Raw genomic sequence first — 15,994 nt, 5'->3', positions numbered from 1 at the left:
GTAAAGTTATCTAAGATATTAGATCTTAATTTGTCAATAGCAAAGGATTCAGACTTTAAAATAACCTGTATAATATTAATAATAAGACATTATAAAACAACTTAGAAATCAAAAAAAGAGTGATGCTTGCTGAACTATCTATAAATGATATTATCCGTAAACAACGTGTTTATTTTCAGAGTGGAAATACAAAAAATGTTGAGTTTCGAATTGCAAAATTAAAAACTCTAAAGCAAGCAATCCAAGAGAATGCAGAAAGCATTGTCAATGCGCTAAAAAAAGATTTATACAAACCAGAATTAGAAACGTATGCTACAGAAATTAGCATTACGCGAGAAATTGATTATGCTTTGAAACATATCAAATCATGGGTAAAGCCTAAAAAAGTACGTCTTCCCCTCGAACAACTTCCTGGGGCTGGATACATCTATCCAGGACCGCTAGGAGTTGTCTTAATTATTGGCCCGTGGAATTATCCGTTTCAGTTAGTTATAGCGCCTTTAATTGGTGCGATCGCCGCAGGTAATTGTGTCATTGTTAAGCCTTCTGAAATTGCGCCAAACACCTCAGCAGTTGTTTCACAAATCATCCAGAAATATTTCGATCCCTCCTACATCGCCGTTGTAGAAGGTGGTATTGACGTTAGCAAACAACTCCTAGCAGAAAAGTTCGATCATATCTTTTTTACAGGTGGTACAGCCGTCGGTAAAATTGTGATGGAAGCCGCAGCAAAACATCTTACGCCAGTCACTTTAGAATTAGGCGGTAAAAGTCCTTGCATTGTAGACACCGATATTAATCTTGAACATACTGCGCGCAGAATAGCTTGGGGTAAATTTATCAACGCTGGACAAACGTGCATTGCACCCGATTATCTTTTAGTCAATCGTCAAATCAAACCACAACTGCTTGATAGCTTACAAAAAGTTATCAAAGAATTTTATGGTGAAGATCCGCAACAGAGTTCTGACTATGCCAGAATTGTTAATCAAAAACAATTTTCACGTTTAGCAGAATTACTACACGATGGAGAAATCGTTACCGGAGGAACTACCAATTCGCGTGACTTTTATATTGCTCCAACGATTATTGATCGCGTCTCACTGGAAATGCCAGTGATGCAAGAAGAAATTTTTGGTCCAATTTTACCGATTATTGAATACGGCGATTTGAGCGAAGCGATCGCAATCATCAACGAAAAACCAAAACCTTTAGCGTTGTACGTGTTTTCGCGCAACAAAGATATTCAACAGCGAGTTTTAAAAGAAACTTCTTCTGGCGGTGTTTGTATTAATGACACTGTAATGCAAGTTGGCGTTTCATCTTTACCGTTTGGTGGTGTCGGAGATAGCGGAATCGGAAGATACCACGGCAAGGCGAGTTTTGATACGTTCTCGCATGAAAAAAGCGTCTTAAAGAAATCTTTTTGGCTTGATTTAAAATGGCGTTACGCGCCCTATGCAGGCAAACTAGACTTAATCAAACGGTTAATTGGCTAGTGGGAGAGGTCAGGGGTCAGTGTTTATAAAATCACTCTTTCCCCTGATTGTTGCTTACGGAGTTTTACAACCCAAAGAAACCGCTATAGCGTTCTTCCGCCCAGGGTTCACCGCGTCGGTGATATCCGTTACGTTCCCAAAAGCCCGACTCTTCATGGTCGAGAAATTCTAAACCGTTGATCCACTTAGCGCTTTTCCAAGCATACAGATGCGGAACAACCAGCCGCAATGGACCGCCATGTTCTGCGGGTAGCGGTTCGCCAAATAGCGTATGCGCAAAAAAGTTTTCTTCGCGAACAAAGTCTTCTAAGGGAAGATTTGTGGTGTAACCTCCGTAGCAGTGTTCCATGACATGGATTGCTTTGGGGTCAACCTCGATCAACTGCATAAAATCTGTCACCTTGACGCCAGTCCACTTTACGTCGAGTTTAGACCAGCGCGTTACGCAATGAAAATCCGCAGTAAATTCGTGTTGTGGCAGTGCCATAAAATCGGACATGGTAAACGTCGCCGGTTTGGCTAGACCCCATACCCGAAACCGCCATTCTTCTAAGTCAATTTTGGGCGTTTGACCGTAGGTTAAGACGGGAAACCCTTTTGTTAAATACTGACCAGGAGGAACGCGATCGCTTTCTGCGCCTCCTGGTTTTTGAAAAAATTTTCCTAGCATTTGCTTGGGTAGATTACGTTGTGGGATATACCTAACTTCATTTTGAGATAAAACTCTTGAAATAGGCAGGAGAAAACCTCAAGCTGAAGCTTTTATCATCTTGATATTTACCTAACAACGCTTATTGCTGCTTGCTACTTGTCACAATCAAGTTAACGCGTGTCTATTCCTCGTCTTCAGTTTCTTCTTCCTTGGAAGGATAGACAAACGTAGAGCGTCCAGTCAGAATTGATTTACCTAAAGACAGCGCTTTTTGCGCTTCCACTGCTGCTTTACGTCTCCAAGTTGCTCTTCTCTGGTCGCGTTTCGATTTAGATGTTTTCTTCTTAGGAACAGCCATAATAGGTTACACCGCAATTTTTCACAACCTTTCTATTCTAGAGCATGACTACGACGATACAGTTGTGTTTTGGCAAAAACCTCTAAGACCGTTTCACTTTGAGGTTGCTACAAATAGGTAGCTTCAGGAGCCTCGCCGTGCGGAGGTTCCCCCCGTTGAGGCGACTGGCGTGGGCAGAGGGGCAGAGGAGAAATTAATTGTAATTCTCATTTAGTGAAACAGTATAAATCACGCAATTTATAAAAGAAAGTATGCAACCCTGATTCAATACTTTAGATAGCCAACTAATCTTGTTTTAACTAGCGTCTCACCCTTCGCAAGTGCTTCAACGCCAGCGAAGTTAGTTTTGGTTCGCTGGAATATTTCCCAACGGAGCATCATTATTTGTTGGTATCGGTGAAAAAGTTGGTAAGTTTGGGTTTAGGTTATTCGGTTGTGGTTCTGTTGCACCGTTGACTGGAACTGGATTCAAAATGGCATTATTACTAGGTAATGCACCACTTGTTTCTGGAACAGACGCTTCACCAGGGATGATTGTGGGTAATTCAGGAGTTGATGTTTCTACAGGTACAATCGCGGGTGCTTCGATTCCTGCACCCTCAGGCATTTCCTCTGGTATCGCTGTTGGTTTATTATCAGATTCGCGAATAAATCGATCAATTTGCTCCATTTCTGGCGTGGTTTCGGGCGTTGCGGTGGTAGTCGTTTGCGGCTGATTTGTGTTATTGGTAGCAACGCCATCAAATCCCAACAGCATTTTTGCGGTTGAGAAGTATTTCATTTGGTCTTTCGTTTCTGCTTTGCTGTAATGCCATTCGTTACGGCTAATTTCTAAAGACAAAACAGGCGCGATCGCACCGTAACTATCAGCCACAATCATGACTGATATTGCGGGTGTATGTCGATCCTGACTAAAGCGTTGTTTCACCGCAGTCACAGCGACAGTTTCTGCCCGATTCATCAAACTTTCGTAGCTTTCCTGCGGCTGTCGATTGACTTTAAGATTCATGCGCGCTGGTGCAGCTTGCGTCGTTGAAATCGGTTGTGTTGTTTGCGCGATCGCGGGATAACGACCTAAAATTTCACCTCCTAGTCCAATTAATGCAGCTAATGTCACAATCCGGCTTACATTCGCAGCAACTTTGTGATACTTTGTCCAGTTGTCGCAGGTAGATTGAGTTTTCTTTGAGGGTTGATGGTAAAAATACATCATTACCGCATCTCCTTAAATAAACACCTGACTCGACAAGCCTAGGGCTTCGCCTTGCCTTGAATGTTAAATTTTGTCGTCAAATATAACTGATTATTTCAGATTTGTCGCAACTTTTCTGAAAAAAATCTGTCTTATGTCAGATGAAATTTATTTTTAATGCGCTAAAATTTTAATCTTGCCTTTATTCCACGCCTTTAGCGGCGGTATTCGTCGCCGCAGTCGCCAATAAGTTGGTAAAGGTTACGTGACTTGGCGAGAATTGTCTCGATTTGTTGACAATCGGTCGTATCCAACGCGAAACTAAAAACAGCAGCATTGTCTTCGATATGCTGGGAGATGCTCAGTCGCGCACCCACGATCGCACCAGCGACGGCGGGTTGTTCTAAAACATAACGAATTGCAATATTAGCGATGCTGACAGCGTGTTTCTCTGCGATCGCCTTGAGCGTTGTCAGTAATTCTTGAAATAATTGCCATCCGCCCCAAGCATCGATCATATTTTTGTACTTTCGCAAACTCACAGTATTGAGTTCACCGCCGCGTGGTTCTGGCTTGCCTAAATATTTTTCGGATAAAAACCCGCCGCAGAGCGAACCATAAGCAAATAGCTGTACGTTATGCTGCTGGCAATATGAACTCATACGTACTTGTGGACGACGATCGATTAAAGAATACTGTACTTGATTTGATACAATATTGATACCATTTTGATGAATAATTTCTAGATGTTCAGTATCAAAATTAGTAAGAGCTAAGTGCTTAATCTTTCCTTCTTCCTGAAGTTCTGCCATATAATTTAGTGCGTCTAGATAGCTGCGATCGCGGTATTCCCACCAATGAAATTGCAAAAGATCGAGCGTTTCAGTATCCATCCGGCGACGCGAGATATCAATATTTTCGGCGACGATTTTTTTTGTCATTCTGCCAGGTCTAGGCACCCATTTTGTAAAAGCTTGTATTTCAGATAACGCAGCTTTTCCGTATTTGGCTGCAAGCTGTCGTCGAAACTCACCGATAAAATCTTCAGCAGGACCGTAATGATCTGCTAAATCCCAAGTCGTGAAGCCTGCGGTTTTATACTCAAACATATTTTGAATCGCAACTTGGGGGTTGATTCGCCCATGCCCGCCAGAAACTTGCCACATTCCATTCAAAATGCGGCAAATATTTAAATCTTCAGTAAATTGCAGTCTGCTCGATGTCGGTAAAATAGTCACGATCAATATTCCTAAAAAAGAGACGGCAGTCTTCATCGTGCCATAATGCATGAGAGCGATCGCATATTAGACCTCCTGCGTGAAGCGAATCGCGAATTTATTCGCTAGCTAAATAAAACAAAGTCCACCGACCTGGTCTTATCCGTAAAAATCTTGTTTTAGTGTACGAAGGTACACTTTGCTTGGATAGCCCTGAAGGAAGTCGGAGGGCGTCTGTGATTCATGCAGCAGGTCTAATCACTTGTTAGAAATAGAAGCCTTGTATTTTGTCGTTAGGAGAACTGGTGTACGCTATAAAAAAACTCACTAAAATTTAGCGAAAAATCTCAGTGAGTTTACCAATTTAAGTTTTTGGGCGTTGGAATTAAGAAAAAGTTAACAAGAATTGGGGATTAGACAATTTTCACGCTCAAAATTGAGAAGTTCAATAGTAAGCTTGGTAAGTAGCAGTAATGATGTCAGAAATTTTTTACCAAGCTATAACTCGACCGTTTAACAATAAGCTGTGATATCTTCGCCACACTCGTCAGCTAAGTAGCACAACGCCCGAAAGCGCAAACCCACAACTTCTTCATAAAGTGGATTCAGCTTACACATTGGCGGAATGTGAAGTGTGCGACCAAAAAGTTTTAAATCACGCTCAAAAGGACACTGTGCAGGAATCAATTGACACAAACGGTGAGCAAATTTGCGATCGCCAACGTTGATCTTGTTAACCCATTGACGTAGCGGTTGCAAAATATCAAACTTAGGCGTACCGCCAGGTTGTTGTAACGGTTGGCTAGGGCTATTGGCAGCAATGGCTTGGTCAATTCCTACCCAGCTAGAAAGTAAAATTTTTGTTGTGTACTCGGATACATTCATCGTTCACTCCTCAAAAACCGCGAGGCAAATTGAACTTCTAATTCAGATCTACAAGACGCTAATGAGCGATATCGGAATCGTCCTGCTCTAGGTTAAGATGCAGGCTTATATTTATTGACGTAATTAATTGAGAAACGTTTCTCTATGACGATCACATTAACTAGAAATATTGCTCGTCTGTAAGGCTACTCAGCTGATCTTGTTTGTAACTTGCTCTAGTTAAAAATTTAATGAAGTTAGGAATAACAATGAGAAGATCATGTTAAGTCTGTGCGCAAATACAGATAAGTGTTAAACATACATAGATAGACATATTGAAGAAACGAAAAGTAGATGCACTCATGCCTAAGGAGGATTTTTTCTTTAGCAGCTTAAATTGCAACTGCAATCATCTTCGCCAATTTGTTTCCAAATAAAATGGGAAGCATTACTGAACTTTGTTGAAGCACATAATCGCGTATTTCAGTGAATTCACACAAAATTCAACTCGCACAAATATTGACTAGCTTCCTTCCATCCTCGAATGCATAGAAGTAGGAAAAATGCTTGTTCACAAAGGTTTGCTATTTCATTTGGAATCCTGGATTCAGCCCCCAATTTTGGGCGGTTGGGGGGCTTCTAAACCACTCCACTTTAAGTCCCCCCACAAGTGAGGGATTTAGGGGGCTTCTTTACAACTCAAACTTGGGAAAAGGATTGACAATCTCAGCTACGCGATTCACAACCCAAACCCAAATGAGAGCTAACGCAGCTTAATTACGAGGCTACTTGAGCAGCAGTACGGCGACGACGTCTACCATCAGCAACTTTCGTAGGTTCGTCAGGAGTTTGTAGTAATAAGGTGACAGACGGTTGACACTGAAGTTCGCGCCGGATTTCGCGATAAAGTTCGCGTTCGAGTTGTCCTTGAAGTCCCGCCCAATCAACTTCGGGTTGTTCCCCATTAGTTGCTTGCGCAAAGTCTGACCAACGATAGTGTAGGAAATTTTCGATACGCTCTTGTACCCATTTTTGCAGTAGCGATCGCTCAATTGAGATCACTACACCGCGCAGATGAATTTCGGGTTTAATCATCAATTTCCCATTCCAGTCTACGGCGGCGGCGATGGTAACAATTCCTTCTTCTGCAAGCTGCTGGCGCTCTTTAAGAACTGTACCACTGACCATTCCTGAACCGGACGTATCGACTAACTCGATTCCTGCTGGAACTTTACCTGCGATTTGAATCGAGTCTTGGGAAACTTCAACAACATCGCCGTTACGAATAATGACCATGTTTTCTGGCGGAATTCCCATGCTTTGCGCGGTTTCGGCGTGCTTCATCAGCATACGATATTCGCCGTGTACGGGTAAGAAGAACTTTGGTTTGGTCAGTGCTAGCATCAGCTTTTGGTCTTCCTGACAACCGTGACCCGAAACATGAATTCCTTTTTCTTTACCATAGACAACTTTTGCTCCCTGCATCATCAAGCGGTCTATAGTATTCACAACCGCAATTGTATTGCCTGGAATTGGGTTAGCTGAGAAGACGACGGTATCGCCCTCACGAATACGCAGTTGTGAATGTTCGCCTTTAGAGATTCGCGTTAAGGCTGACATTGGTTCGCCTTGAGAACCTGTGGTGAGAATGAGTACTTGCTCGTCAGGAAGCGATCGCACAACGTGCAACGGTTGCAAAAGCTCATCTTCGCATTTGATATAGCCTAAGTTCCGCGCATGGGCAATCACATTCAGCATCGAACGCCCAACGACCGAGACGACACGCTTATGCTTCTTCGCCAACTCTAAAATCATGTTGATTCGATGTACCGAGGAAGCAAAAGTTGTGATTAAAAGTCGCCCTGATGCTTGGCTAAAAATGCGGTCTAAATTAGGATAAACCGAGCGTTCTGAAGGCGTGTGTCCAGGAACTTCTGAGTTTGTCGAGTCGCTAATTAAGCACAGAACTCCCTTTTCTCCATGTTCTGCTAAACGGTGTAAATCGAAGAATTCGCCATCTACCGGAGTATGGTCAATTTTGAAGTCTCCTGTATGAATGATCGCGCCTACTGGAGTATGAATTGCGACAGTAAAGCTATCAGCAATCGAGTGCGTATTGCGAATAAACTCGACTAAAAATGAGGAACCTAGGCGCACAACATCGCGGGGGCGTACGCTTCTGAGTTCAGTGCGATCGCGAACTCCTGCTTCTTCAAGTTTACCCTCTAGCATTGTCATTGCTAAGCGAGGACCATAAATGACAGGAATTTCAAATTGCTTAAGGTGAAACGCAATTCCCCCGATATGATCTTCATGACCGTGGGTCACAATCATGCCTTTAATCTTATGGCGATTTTCCCGCAGATACGTCATGTCTGGCAGCACAATATTGACGCCATGCATTTCATCGGTAGGAAACGCTAGCCCTGCATCTAACAGAATGATTTCATCATCATATTCAAAGACACAAGTGTTTTTACCAATTTCATGTAGCCCACCAAGGGGAATGATTTTGACTGCTGCTGATTCGTTGTTGCTCATATTTTCCAATTTTACGTGTGAGTTTTTCCTAAAAAAGCAATGAGATTTCTGCTATTTAAGTTTTAATAAAACCTTAGAAAACACAATGAAATTGTATTTTCTAGGTGCCAATATATTTTTATCGAACTCAAATTTTATTTAGTTTTCAAAGATGAAATCACAAAATACCGGTTTCTATAAGTATCGTTTTGAGTTTTTGACTAACTTCATCCACTTCTTCATAAAGCGGTAAGCGTGTTGAACCAACTTCCCATCCTTGGAGTCTGAGCGCTGCTTTTATAGGAATTGGATTAGTTGTCGTAAATAGAGCTTTGAATAGTGGAAAAAGTTTCAAATGAATTTGAGTTGCTTTTTGAATTTGCCCTGATGTAAAAGCTTGAACCATACTTTGTAGCTGCGTGCCTACCAAATGACTTGCAACACTCACTACACCGCTACCACCAATTGATAATAACGGTAATGTCAAGGAATCATCACCTGAGTATAGTTTGAATTCACTGGGAGTTATCCGCCGAATTTCACTCGCTTGGTCAAGATTACCACTTGATTCTTTGATCCCTACTATGTTTTCTATCTCCGCCAACCGCGCTACTGTATCAGGATGGACATTGATGCCAGTTCGCCCGGGCACGTTATACAAAATAATTGGTATCTCAGGACAAGCTTGGGCGATCGCCTTAAAGTGTTGATAGATACCAGCTTGGGGCGGCTTATTGTAGTAAGGAACAATTTGTAAAGATCCATGTACTCCTATTTTAGCGGCTTTTTGTGTTGCTGCGATCGCTTCTTTTGTCGAATTCGACCCTGTTCCTGCCATTACCAAAGCTTTTCCCGCTACGGCTTTGAGGATGACTTGAAATAACTCGTACTCTTCATCCCAAGAAAGTGTGGGTGATTCACCAGTTGTCCCACAGACGACTATCGTATCTGTCCCGTTTTCAGCCAGATACACTGCTAGTTGCTCCGCTACAGCATAATTGACGCTGCCATCTTTTTTAAATGGCGTAATCATCGCGGTTGCAACTCGTCCAAAATCTATCACCCTTCAACTCCTCATTCGTAGCGGTTAGCACCTATGTATTATTAACTATTACCCACGATTACTTGTTGCTGATAGTTGATTTTCAGACGTCGCTGGTTGTAACCAGTTTTTTTCGATCAACAGTTCGGCAATCTGTACCGCATTTAACGCTGCGCCTTTGCGGATTTGGTCGCCACAAAGCCATATTTCTAAGCCGTGTGGATGCGAAATATCTTGGCGAATACGCCCAACCAGAACGGGATCGCGACCTGTCGCCTCAATTGGCATGGGGAAATGGTTGGCTTGCCAGTCTTCGACAATTTGCACTCCTGGAGCATTTTGCAGAATTTCTTTTGCTTCTTGGACACTCATCGGTGTCTCAAATTCTAAGTTTATTGCTTCTGAGTGCGCGCGTAAGACGGGAACCCGAACACAAGTTGCTGTGACTCGAATGTTTTGGTCATTAAAAATCTTGCGAGTTTCGTTGACCATTTTCATTTCTTCCTCGCAGTATCCCAAGTCATTAAGCGGAGAATTGTGCGGGAACAAGTTAAACGCCAACGGATAAGGCAAAATCTCAGCGACTGGTGTTTCTCCATTTAAAATCGCCTGCGCTTGGATTTTTACTTCTTCCATTGCTCTAGCCCCAGCACCACTGGCAGATTGATAAGTGGCTGCGACAATGCGCTGTACGCGCTTGACTTGGTGTAATGGCCAAACTGCGACAGTCATGAGAATCGTCGTACAGTTGGGATTAGCAATGATTCCTTGATGACGAGCAGCAGCTTGGGGATTGACTTCGGGAACGACTAAGGGAACGTGTGGTTCCATACGAAAAGCGCTGGAATTATCAATCACAACCGCACCCGCCGCAACAGCTTTTGCTGCCCATGCTTTGGAAGTAGAACCGCCTGCTGATGCCAAAACGATGTCTAAGTTATCAAATGCGCGATCGCTGACGGCTTCTACAACAATGTTTTCTCCTTGAAACGGCAAACTCTTACCTGCACTTCGAGGAGATGCTAAGAGTTTTAAGCTAGCGATGGGAAAGTTTCTACTAGCTAGTAAATCTAGTAGCTCTGCACCAACAGCGCCTGTCGCGCCTAAAATAGCAACACGATATGATTTTGACAAATGTCCTCCTTAACCGGCTTATTTAATTAACTTATCTTTATAAAGAGTGCTATACACTTTTTCTAATTTCAGGTTTATACTTTATCAGTTTTTATGGGAGATATTAGTTTTCCCAACTAACAATAAAAAATTACTATATGTAGACAATTTTTAATTATTTTTAAGCTAGTCAGCAGTAGATAGCATACCTTTCTATCTTAAACTAATTTTAACAATCTAGATAATAACTCTATATTTGTGCAGGTTCGCAATAATAACAAGTATCCTACTCCCAGAGGCGGCTAATAATAGGGTATAAAATATCAACGCATCGACCATCAAACATCTAGGTAATCGAATAGTTTTAGTGGTTTATGCACAAGCGCGTCGTTAACAAGCTTGCATGTAGCGTATATCAGCATAACTTTATAGTTAAAACGTGTAGGATAGCTGCCGCCTGCTACTTTAACCCAAGCCTACAACTGCTCTACATCGCGTTGCCATCCAAGCGGCGAATTAAAATGCTCTTTCGTTGATATAAAGAGTAATGTAGCTTCCTATAGATTCTGTGCAGATACTCCTTAGCAGACACTAAGCTTAAAGATAGAATGGTTTAATGCTCAGGTGCTAATAACGAGTAGCCATTGATTAAGTATTGCTTGAGTAGTCAAAATTGTTCGGAAATACAAGCGCAACATGAAAGTCACCCAGGAAAAACTTCCCGCTAGTCAAATTGGTTTGGATATAGAAATTCCTGCCGAAAAGTCGCAACAGACCTATGACCAGGTTATTCAGAAACTTACGCGCACCATGAATGTTCCTGGGTTTCGCAAAGGTAAAGTACCGCGCCAAATCCTACTGCAACGTCTAGGTGCGGTGCAAGTTAAAGCAGCAGCCCTAGAGGAACTCATCCAAGCTGGAATTACAGAAGCGATCAAGCAAGAAGCTATACAAGCGATCGGTCAACCACAACTACGCTCGTCGTTTGAAGAATTGATCGCTCAATACGAACCTGGAAAAGCTTTGCACTTTTTGGCGGCGGTTGATGTTCAACCCGAAGTCAACCTGACGCAGTACACTGGCTTACAAGTAAAAGCCGAGGAAGTCAAATACAACTCCGAAAAAGTCGATAAGCTTATTGCCGAACAACAAAGTGAAATGGCGACTTTAATTCCTGTAGAAGGACGAGCCGCGCAGCTAGGAGACGTCGCGATAGTTGACTTCAAAGGCTATTTAGCTCAAGAAGGCGAAGAAGAACCGCAAGAAATCGCTGGTGCATCAGCTGACGACTTTCAATTGGAACTTCAACAAGAACGCTTTATCCCTGGGTTTATCGATGGCATTGTCGGAATGCAGCCAGGCGAAACCAAAGAAGTTTCGGCACAGTTTCCTGAAGACTACCCTCAGCCAGAGGTCGCCGGACGTGCAGCAGTTTTCACTGTGACATTAAAAGAGCTTAAAGAAAAAGAACTGCCAGAGCTTGATGATGATTTTGCGCAAGAAGTGAGCGAGTTTGAAACTCTGGAAGAATTACGCAATTCTTTAGAGGAGCGCTTTAGAGAAGAAGCCGAGCGACAAACGAAAGCAAACAAGGAAAAGGCGCTAGTAGATGAGCTAGTTAAACATCTGGAAGTAGACTTACCAGAAACGCTCATTGAACAAGAAGTCAATGCCATGCTGACACAAGCGGCTGTGCAGTTGAGTCAGCAAGGAATTGATGTTAAAAAATTGTTTACGCAAGAGAGTGTTGCTAAGTTAAGAGAAAACTCTCGCCCAGAAGCAATTGAACGACTCAGAAGCGCGCTGGCACTTCAGGAAATAGCTCGACGCGAGTCGATAAAAGTTGAGAAATCTGAAGTGGAAGCAAAAGCAAAAGAAATTTTAACGCAGTACTCAAATGAAGATATCGACGTTAACCGATTGCGTGAAGTTGTAGAAGAAGACCTTCTAAAAGAAAAAATTACGAGCTGGCTAGAAGAACACAATACAGTGGAATTACTACCTGAAGGCTCGTTAAGTACTTCTGAATCGTCAACTGAAGATGAACCCTTAGAAGCAACTACTGACGTCGATACGAGCGATCGCCCAGCCCCGACTGAGGAAATTGAGGCATCGTGAGCGTTCGTTGAGATGACTGAACTTTACTGAATACTGAAACGGCAGTAGAGGTTGAGTCATACGATAAATCTGCCCAGCGAGAAATATCTTGCCTAAGCTACACGCGCAAAGACGCTGTTGCTGCTATCTTTGAAACAGAGAAACAATGTACTTTATCGAAGTATATTGTTTCTTCAACTTATGAAGATATCTCAAAGTTGATTCTTTAATGAATAAGGCATAATAGTTCACAGGTGGTGCATTGAATAACATAAACTGCAAAGCGCTGTAAAGAGTTTAAATGCACGACACATTCAGTATCATTCTGAGACACTGTGATATGCTCGTATCTCAAACTTCAAATCACCCGATAACTAGTTCACACTCCTTAGAAATCAACTCGCTTGGTGCCAGCAACATTGTCCCCATGGTTGTAGAGCAATCGGGTATGGGAGAGCGGGCATTTGACATCTACTCGCGATTACTCAGAGAGCGAATTATCTTTTTGGGAACTCAGGTAGATGACACTGTAGCCGACTCAATTGTTGCACAATTGCTATTCTTAGACGCAGAAGACCCTGAAAAAGATATTCAACTCTATATCAATTCACCAGGGGGATCTGTAACAGCAGGTATGGCAATTTATGACACAATGCAACAAATTCGCTGTGATGTTGCTACGATCTGCTTTGGGCTAGCTGCAAGTATGGGTGCTTTCCTCTTAGCAGCAGGGGCACATGGCAAGCGGATGTCACTACCCAATTCGCGGATCATGATTCACCAACCACTCGGTGGCGCTCAAGGGCAAGCAGTAGATATTGAAATTCAAGCTAAAGAGATCCTCTACCTCAAGCGCAAGCTTAATGAAATCTTGGCGTATCACACCGGTAAACCTCTAGAGCGAATTGAAGCTGATACTGAAAGAGACTTTTTCATGTCCGCGGAAGAGGCTAAGAACTATGGTTTGATCGACCAAGTGATCTCTAAACAAAATCTCCCCAAAGCCAACGAACCAGTAAGCACAGTAAATTAAGAGGCAGGTATGTCAAAGTACGACTCCCATTTAAAATGTTCATTCTGCGGCAAATCACAAGAGCAGGTGCGCAAGCTAATTGCTGGACCGGGAGTCTACATCTGTGACGAATGTGTTGACTTATGTAACGAAATATTAGATGAGGAATTGCTCGACTCGAAGGAAACTGCCCCACAGCCACCAAATCGAGTCGAAGCCCCACCAAAGCGGCGATCGCGTGCGAGTAATTTCTCATTTAGCCAAATGCCTAAGCCACGCGAGATCAAAAAACATCTTGACGATCATGTTATTGGTCAAGATGAGGCAAAAAAAGTGCTGTCGGTTGCTGTTTATAACCACTACAAACGGTTAAGTTTAGTACAAGCCAAAAATAGTGGTAAGGCATCGTCAGAAGAGGCAGTAGAACTTCAAAAATCAAATATTCTCTTAATTGGTCCTACCGGTTGCGGCAAAACGCTGTTGGCACAAACTTTAGCAAAGATATTAGATGTGCCTTTTGCAGTAGCTGATGCGACAACGCTAACCGAAGCAGGATATGTTGGCGAAGACGTTGAAAATATTTTGCTGCGACTATTGCAAGTTGCGGACTTGGATGTAGAAGAAGCGCAGCGCGGCATTATCTACATCGATGAGATTGATAAAATCGCGCGCAAAAGTGAAAATCCTTCGATTACACGCGATGTCTCTGGTGAGGGAGTGCAACAAGCGTTACTGAAAATGCTAGAAGGAACTCTAGCCAATGTACCGCCACAAGGAGGACGCAAGCATCCCTATCAAGACTGTATTCAAATCGATACGAGCAATATTTTATTTATTTGCGGTGGCGCGTTTGTCGGTTTGGAAAAAGTCGTCGAACAGCGGACTGGCAAAAAATCGATGGGTTTCATTCAACCAGGAGAAAGTTCGTCACGCGATCAGCGCACAGCAGACGTTCTCAGGCACTTAGAACCAGATGACCTCGTGAAATTTGGGATGATTCCTGAGTTTATTGGTAGGGTACCAGTAGTAGCAGTACTTGACCCGCTCGACGAAGAAGCCTTGATGGCGATTTTGACGCAGCCGCGCAGTGCATTGGTGAAGCAGTATCAAAAATTACTCAAGATGGACAATGTGCAACTTGAGTTTAAACCTGATGCATTACGGGCGATCGCGCAAGAAGCCTATCGCCGTAAAACTGGTGCAAGAGCATTACGCGGTATCGTTGAAGAATTAATGCTAGATGTGATGTACGAGTTGCCTTCGCGCAAAGATGTCACACGCTGTACTGTTACACCTGAAATGGTAGAAAAACGCTCGACAGCAGAATTATTAGTGCATCCTTCATCCTTACCTAAGCCAGAATCAGCGTAGCTACCCCATCAGACATTTTGCAAAAGTTGCCAATCAGTCGTAGGTTAAAAGTAAAGGAATATTTCTATACCTTTAGCTGTACTTCAAATACATAACATCTCTTTTTGCCAAAGTCTGAGAAAAATGCCTTACATTGATGTTCGCGGTGTAGAACATTACTATGAGTGGATTCGGACGCCAAGTTCAGAATCCCAAGCTAAACCTGTGATGGTATTTGTCCACGGGTGGGCTGGTTCGGCGCGGTACTGGCAAAGTGTAGCTTACGCTTTGGCAGATAGCTTTGACTGTTTGCTTTACGATCTGCGAGGATTTGGCAGATCTCTCGGTAGATCGCCGCTACCATCGACAAGTATTGCAGTTGCCGACTCAGAAATGCCGCGAGAAAAATCAGCAGCAGTGCAAGAATTAACCTATGAGTTAGAAGAATACGCAGACGACTTGGCAGCGCTATTAGATCAATTGCAACTTCAGCAAGTGTACATTAATGCGCATTCGATGGGCGCATCGGTTGCCACTTTATTTCTGAATCGCTACCCACAACGAGTACACCGCGCAATTCTTACTTGTAGTGGAATTTTTGAGTACGATGAAAAAGCTTTTGCTGCCTTTCATAAGTTTGGTGGCTATGTCGTCAAGTTTCGTCCGAAGTGGTTGAGTAAAATACCTCTTGTTGACCGGATGTTTATTGCGCGGTTTTTACATCGTCCGATACCAGCGGCGGAACGTAAAGCTTTCTTACAAGATTTTCTTGTTGCTGATTATGAGGCAGCTTTAGGCACAATCTTTACTTCGGTGAGTAAACAAGCGGCTGAAGTCATGCCGCAAGAGTTCGCGCGGATTACAGTACCAACGCTGTTAGTCGCTGGAGAATATGACAAAATTATTCCTGCCGCAATGGGACGCCAAGCTGCGGAGTTGAACCCCGTAGTTGAATATGTCATGATTCCTAACACGGCTCATTTCCCCATGCTAGAAGATGCAGAAACTTATTTGCAAAAAGTACGTGCGTTCTTGCAAATCGAGCAGCCAGCCGAAATCGCTGGTTGAAGGAATGAGT

The 15,994-nt window shown here is 43.0% G+C and carries 13 protein-coding genes; 5 read left to right on the top strand and 8 right to left on the bottom strand.

Annotated elements, in window-relative coordinates; translation table 11 throughout:
• Positions 1 to 122 precede the first annotated feature (122 nt).
• Positions 123 to 1,499 (top strand): aldehyde dehydrogenase, encoded by a 1,377-nt coding sequence (locus GLO7428_RS02270; protein WP_015186936.1) that lies wholly within the window; start codon positions 123 to 125, stop codon positions 1,497 to 1,499.
• 64 nt (positions 1,500 to 1,563) lie between these two features.
• On the opposite strand, the gene GLO7428_RS02265 is transcribed toward GLO7428_RS02270, so the two are convergent.
• The 8 genes from GLO7428_RS02265 to GLO7428_RS02230 form a co-directional block, all read right to left on the bottom strand.
• Positions 1,564 to 2,169, bottom strand: a complete 606-nt coding sequence (locus GLO7428_RS02265; RefSeq protein ID WP_015186935.1) for a sulfite oxidase-like oxidoreductase — start codon at positions 2,167 to 2,169, stop codon at positions 1,564 to 1,566.
• A 163-nt stretch (positions 2,170 to 2,332) separates the two neighbouring features.
• Complete coding sequence (gene rpmF, locus GLO7428_RS02260; protein WP_015186934.1) at positions 2,333 to 2,509, bottom strand: 50S ribosomal protein L32; 177 nt, start codon at positions 2,507 to 2,509, stop codon at positions 2,333 to 2,335.
• Between the two features lie 340 nt (positions 2,510 to 2,849).
• Positions 2,850 to 3,722, bottom strand: coding sequence for a hypothetical protein (locus tag GLO7428_RS25815; RefSeq protein WP_015186933.1), 873 nt, complete (start codon positions 3,720 to 3,722; stop codon positions 2,850 to 2,852).
• A gap of 194 nt (positions 3,723 to 3,916) precedes the next feature.
• Positions 3,917 to 4,975: an aldo/keto reductase gene (locus tag GLO7428_RS02250; RefSeq protein WP_051038488.1), complete on the bottom strand. Its 1,059-nt coding sequence runs from the start codon at positions 4,973 to 4,975 to the stop codon at positions 3,917 to 3,919.
• Positions 4,976 to 5,431: 456 nt separating this feature from the next.
• Positions 5,432 to 5,803 (bottom strand): Mo-dependent nitrogenase C-terminal domain-containing protein, encoded by a 372-nt coding sequence (locus tag GLO7428_RS02245; protein WP_015186931.1) that lies wholly within the window; start codon positions 5,801 to 5,803, stop codon positions 5,432 to 5,434.
• Positions 5,804 to 6,559: 756 nt separating this feature from the next.
• Positions 6,560 to 8,323 carry a ribonuclease J gene (locus GLO7428_RS02240; protein WP_015186930.1) on the bottom strand — a complete coding sequence of 588 codons (1,764 nt, stop codon included), beginning with the start codon at positions 8,321 to 8,323 and terminating at the stop codon, positions 6,560 to 6,562.
• Positions 8,324 to 8,480: 157 nt separating this feature from the next.
• A complete protein-coding gene (gene dapA, locus GLO7428_RS02235; protein WP_015186929.1) occupies positions 8,481 to 9,365 on the bottom strand; it encodes a 4-hydroxy-tetrahydrodipicolinate synthase in 885 nt (294 codons plus the stop codon).
• Positions 9,366 to 9,413: 48 nt separating this feature from the next.
• Positions 9,414 to 10,478, bottom strand: coding sequence for an aspartate-semialdehyde dehydrogenase (locus GLO7428_RS02230; protein WP_015186928.1), 1,065 nt, complete (start codon positions 10,476 to 10,478; stop codon positions 9,414 to 9,416).
• A 675-nt stretch (positions 10,479 to 11,153) separates the two neighbouring features.
• On the opposite strand from GLO7428_RS02230, the gene tig reads away from it, so the two are divergent.
• From tig to GLO7428_RS02210, 4 genes are all read left to right on the top strand, one after another.
• Positions 11,154 to 12,575, top strand: a complete 1,422-nt coding sequence (gene tig, locus GLO7428_RS02225) for a trigger factor (RefSeq protein WP_015186927.1) — start codon at positions 11,154 to 11,156, stop codon at positions 12,573 to 12,575.
• Between the two features lie 319 nt (positions 12,576 to 12,894).
• Complete coding sequence (clpP, locus tag GLO7428_RS02220; RefSeq protein WP_015186926.1) at positions 12,895 to 13,587, top strand: ATP-dependent Clp endopeptidase proteolytic subunit ClpP; 693 nt, start codon at positions 12,895 to 12,897, stop codon at positions 13,585 to 13,587.
• Positions 13,588 to 13,596: 9 nt separating this feature from the next.
• The gene (gene clpX / locus GLO7428_RS02215) at positions 13,597 to 14,937 is read left to right on the top strand and encodes an ATP-dependent protease ATP-binding subunit ClpX (protein WP_015186925.1); all 1,341 of its coding nucleotides are present in this window, start codon (positions 13,597 to 13,599) and stop codon (positions 14,935 to 14,937) included.
• Positions 14,938 to 15,060: 123 nt separating this feature from the next.
• Positions 15,061 to 15,984, top strand: coding sequence for an alpha/beta fold hydrolase (locus tag GLO7428_RS02210; protein ID WP_015186924.1), 924 nt, complete (start codon positions 15,061 to 15,063; stop codon positions 15,982 to 15,984).
• The last annotated feature ends 10 nt before the right edge of the window (positions 15,985 to 15,994 follow it).

It is taken from the genome of Gloeocapsa sp. PCC 7428, assembly GCF_000317555.1.
Taxonomy (GTDB): domain Bacteria; phylum Cyanobacteriota; class Cyanobacteriia; order Cyanobacteriales; family Chroococcidiopsidaceae; genus Chroogloeocystis.
Note: the sequence above shows the minus strand (reverse complement) of the source record. Positions and strands in the feature narration are given on the sequence as shown.

What these genes read in the sequence shown, in the direction of transcription:
- GLO7428_RS02270 (WP_015186936.1), top strand. Translation starts at nt 123, where the DNA reads ATGCTTGCTGAACTATCTATAAATGATATTATCCGTAAACAACGTGTT.
- GLO7428_RS02265 (WP_015186935.1), bottom strand. Translation starts at nt 2,169, where the DNA reads ATGCTAGGAAAATTTTTTCAAAAACCAGGAGGCGCAGAAAGCGATCGC.
- rpmF (WP_015186934.1), bottom strand. Translation starts at nt 2,509, where the DNA reads ATGGCTGTTCCTAAGAAGAAAACATCTAAATCGAAACGCGACCAGAGA.
- GLO7428_RS25815 (WP_015186933.1), bottom strand. Translation starts at nt 3,722, where the DNA reads ATGATGTATTTTTACCATCAACCCTCAAAGAAAACTCAATCTACCTGC.
- GLO7428_RS02250 (WP_051038488.1), bottom strand. Translation starts at nt 4,975, where the DNA reads ATGAAGACTGCCGTCTCTTTTTTAGGAATATTGATCGTGACTATTTTA.
- GLO7428_RS02245 (WP_015186931.1), bottom strand. Translation starts at nt 5,803, where the DNA reads ATGAATGTATCCGAGTACACAACAAAAATTTTACTTTCTAGCTGGGTA.
- GLO7428_RS02240 (WP_015186930.1), bottom strand. Translation starts at nt 8,323, where the DNA reads ATGAGCAACAACGAATCAGCAGCAGTCAAAATCATTCCCCTTGGTGGG.
- tig (WP_015186927.1), top strand. Translation starts at nt 11,154, where the DNA reads ATGAAAGTCACCCAGGAAAAACTTCCCGCTAGTCAAATTGGTTTGGAT.
- clpP (WP_015186926.1), top strand. Translation starts at nt 12,895, where the DNA reads ATGCTCGTATCTCAAACTTCAAATCACCCGATAACTAGTTCACACTCC.
- clpX (WP_015186925.1), top strand. Translation starts at nt 13,597, where the DNA reads ATGTCAAAGTACGACTCCCATTTAAAATGTTCATTCTGCGGCAAATCA.
- GLO7428_RS02210 (WP_015186924.1), top strand. Translation starts at nt 15,061, where the DNA reads ATGCCTTACATTGATGTTCGCGGTGTAGAACATTACTATGAGTGGATT.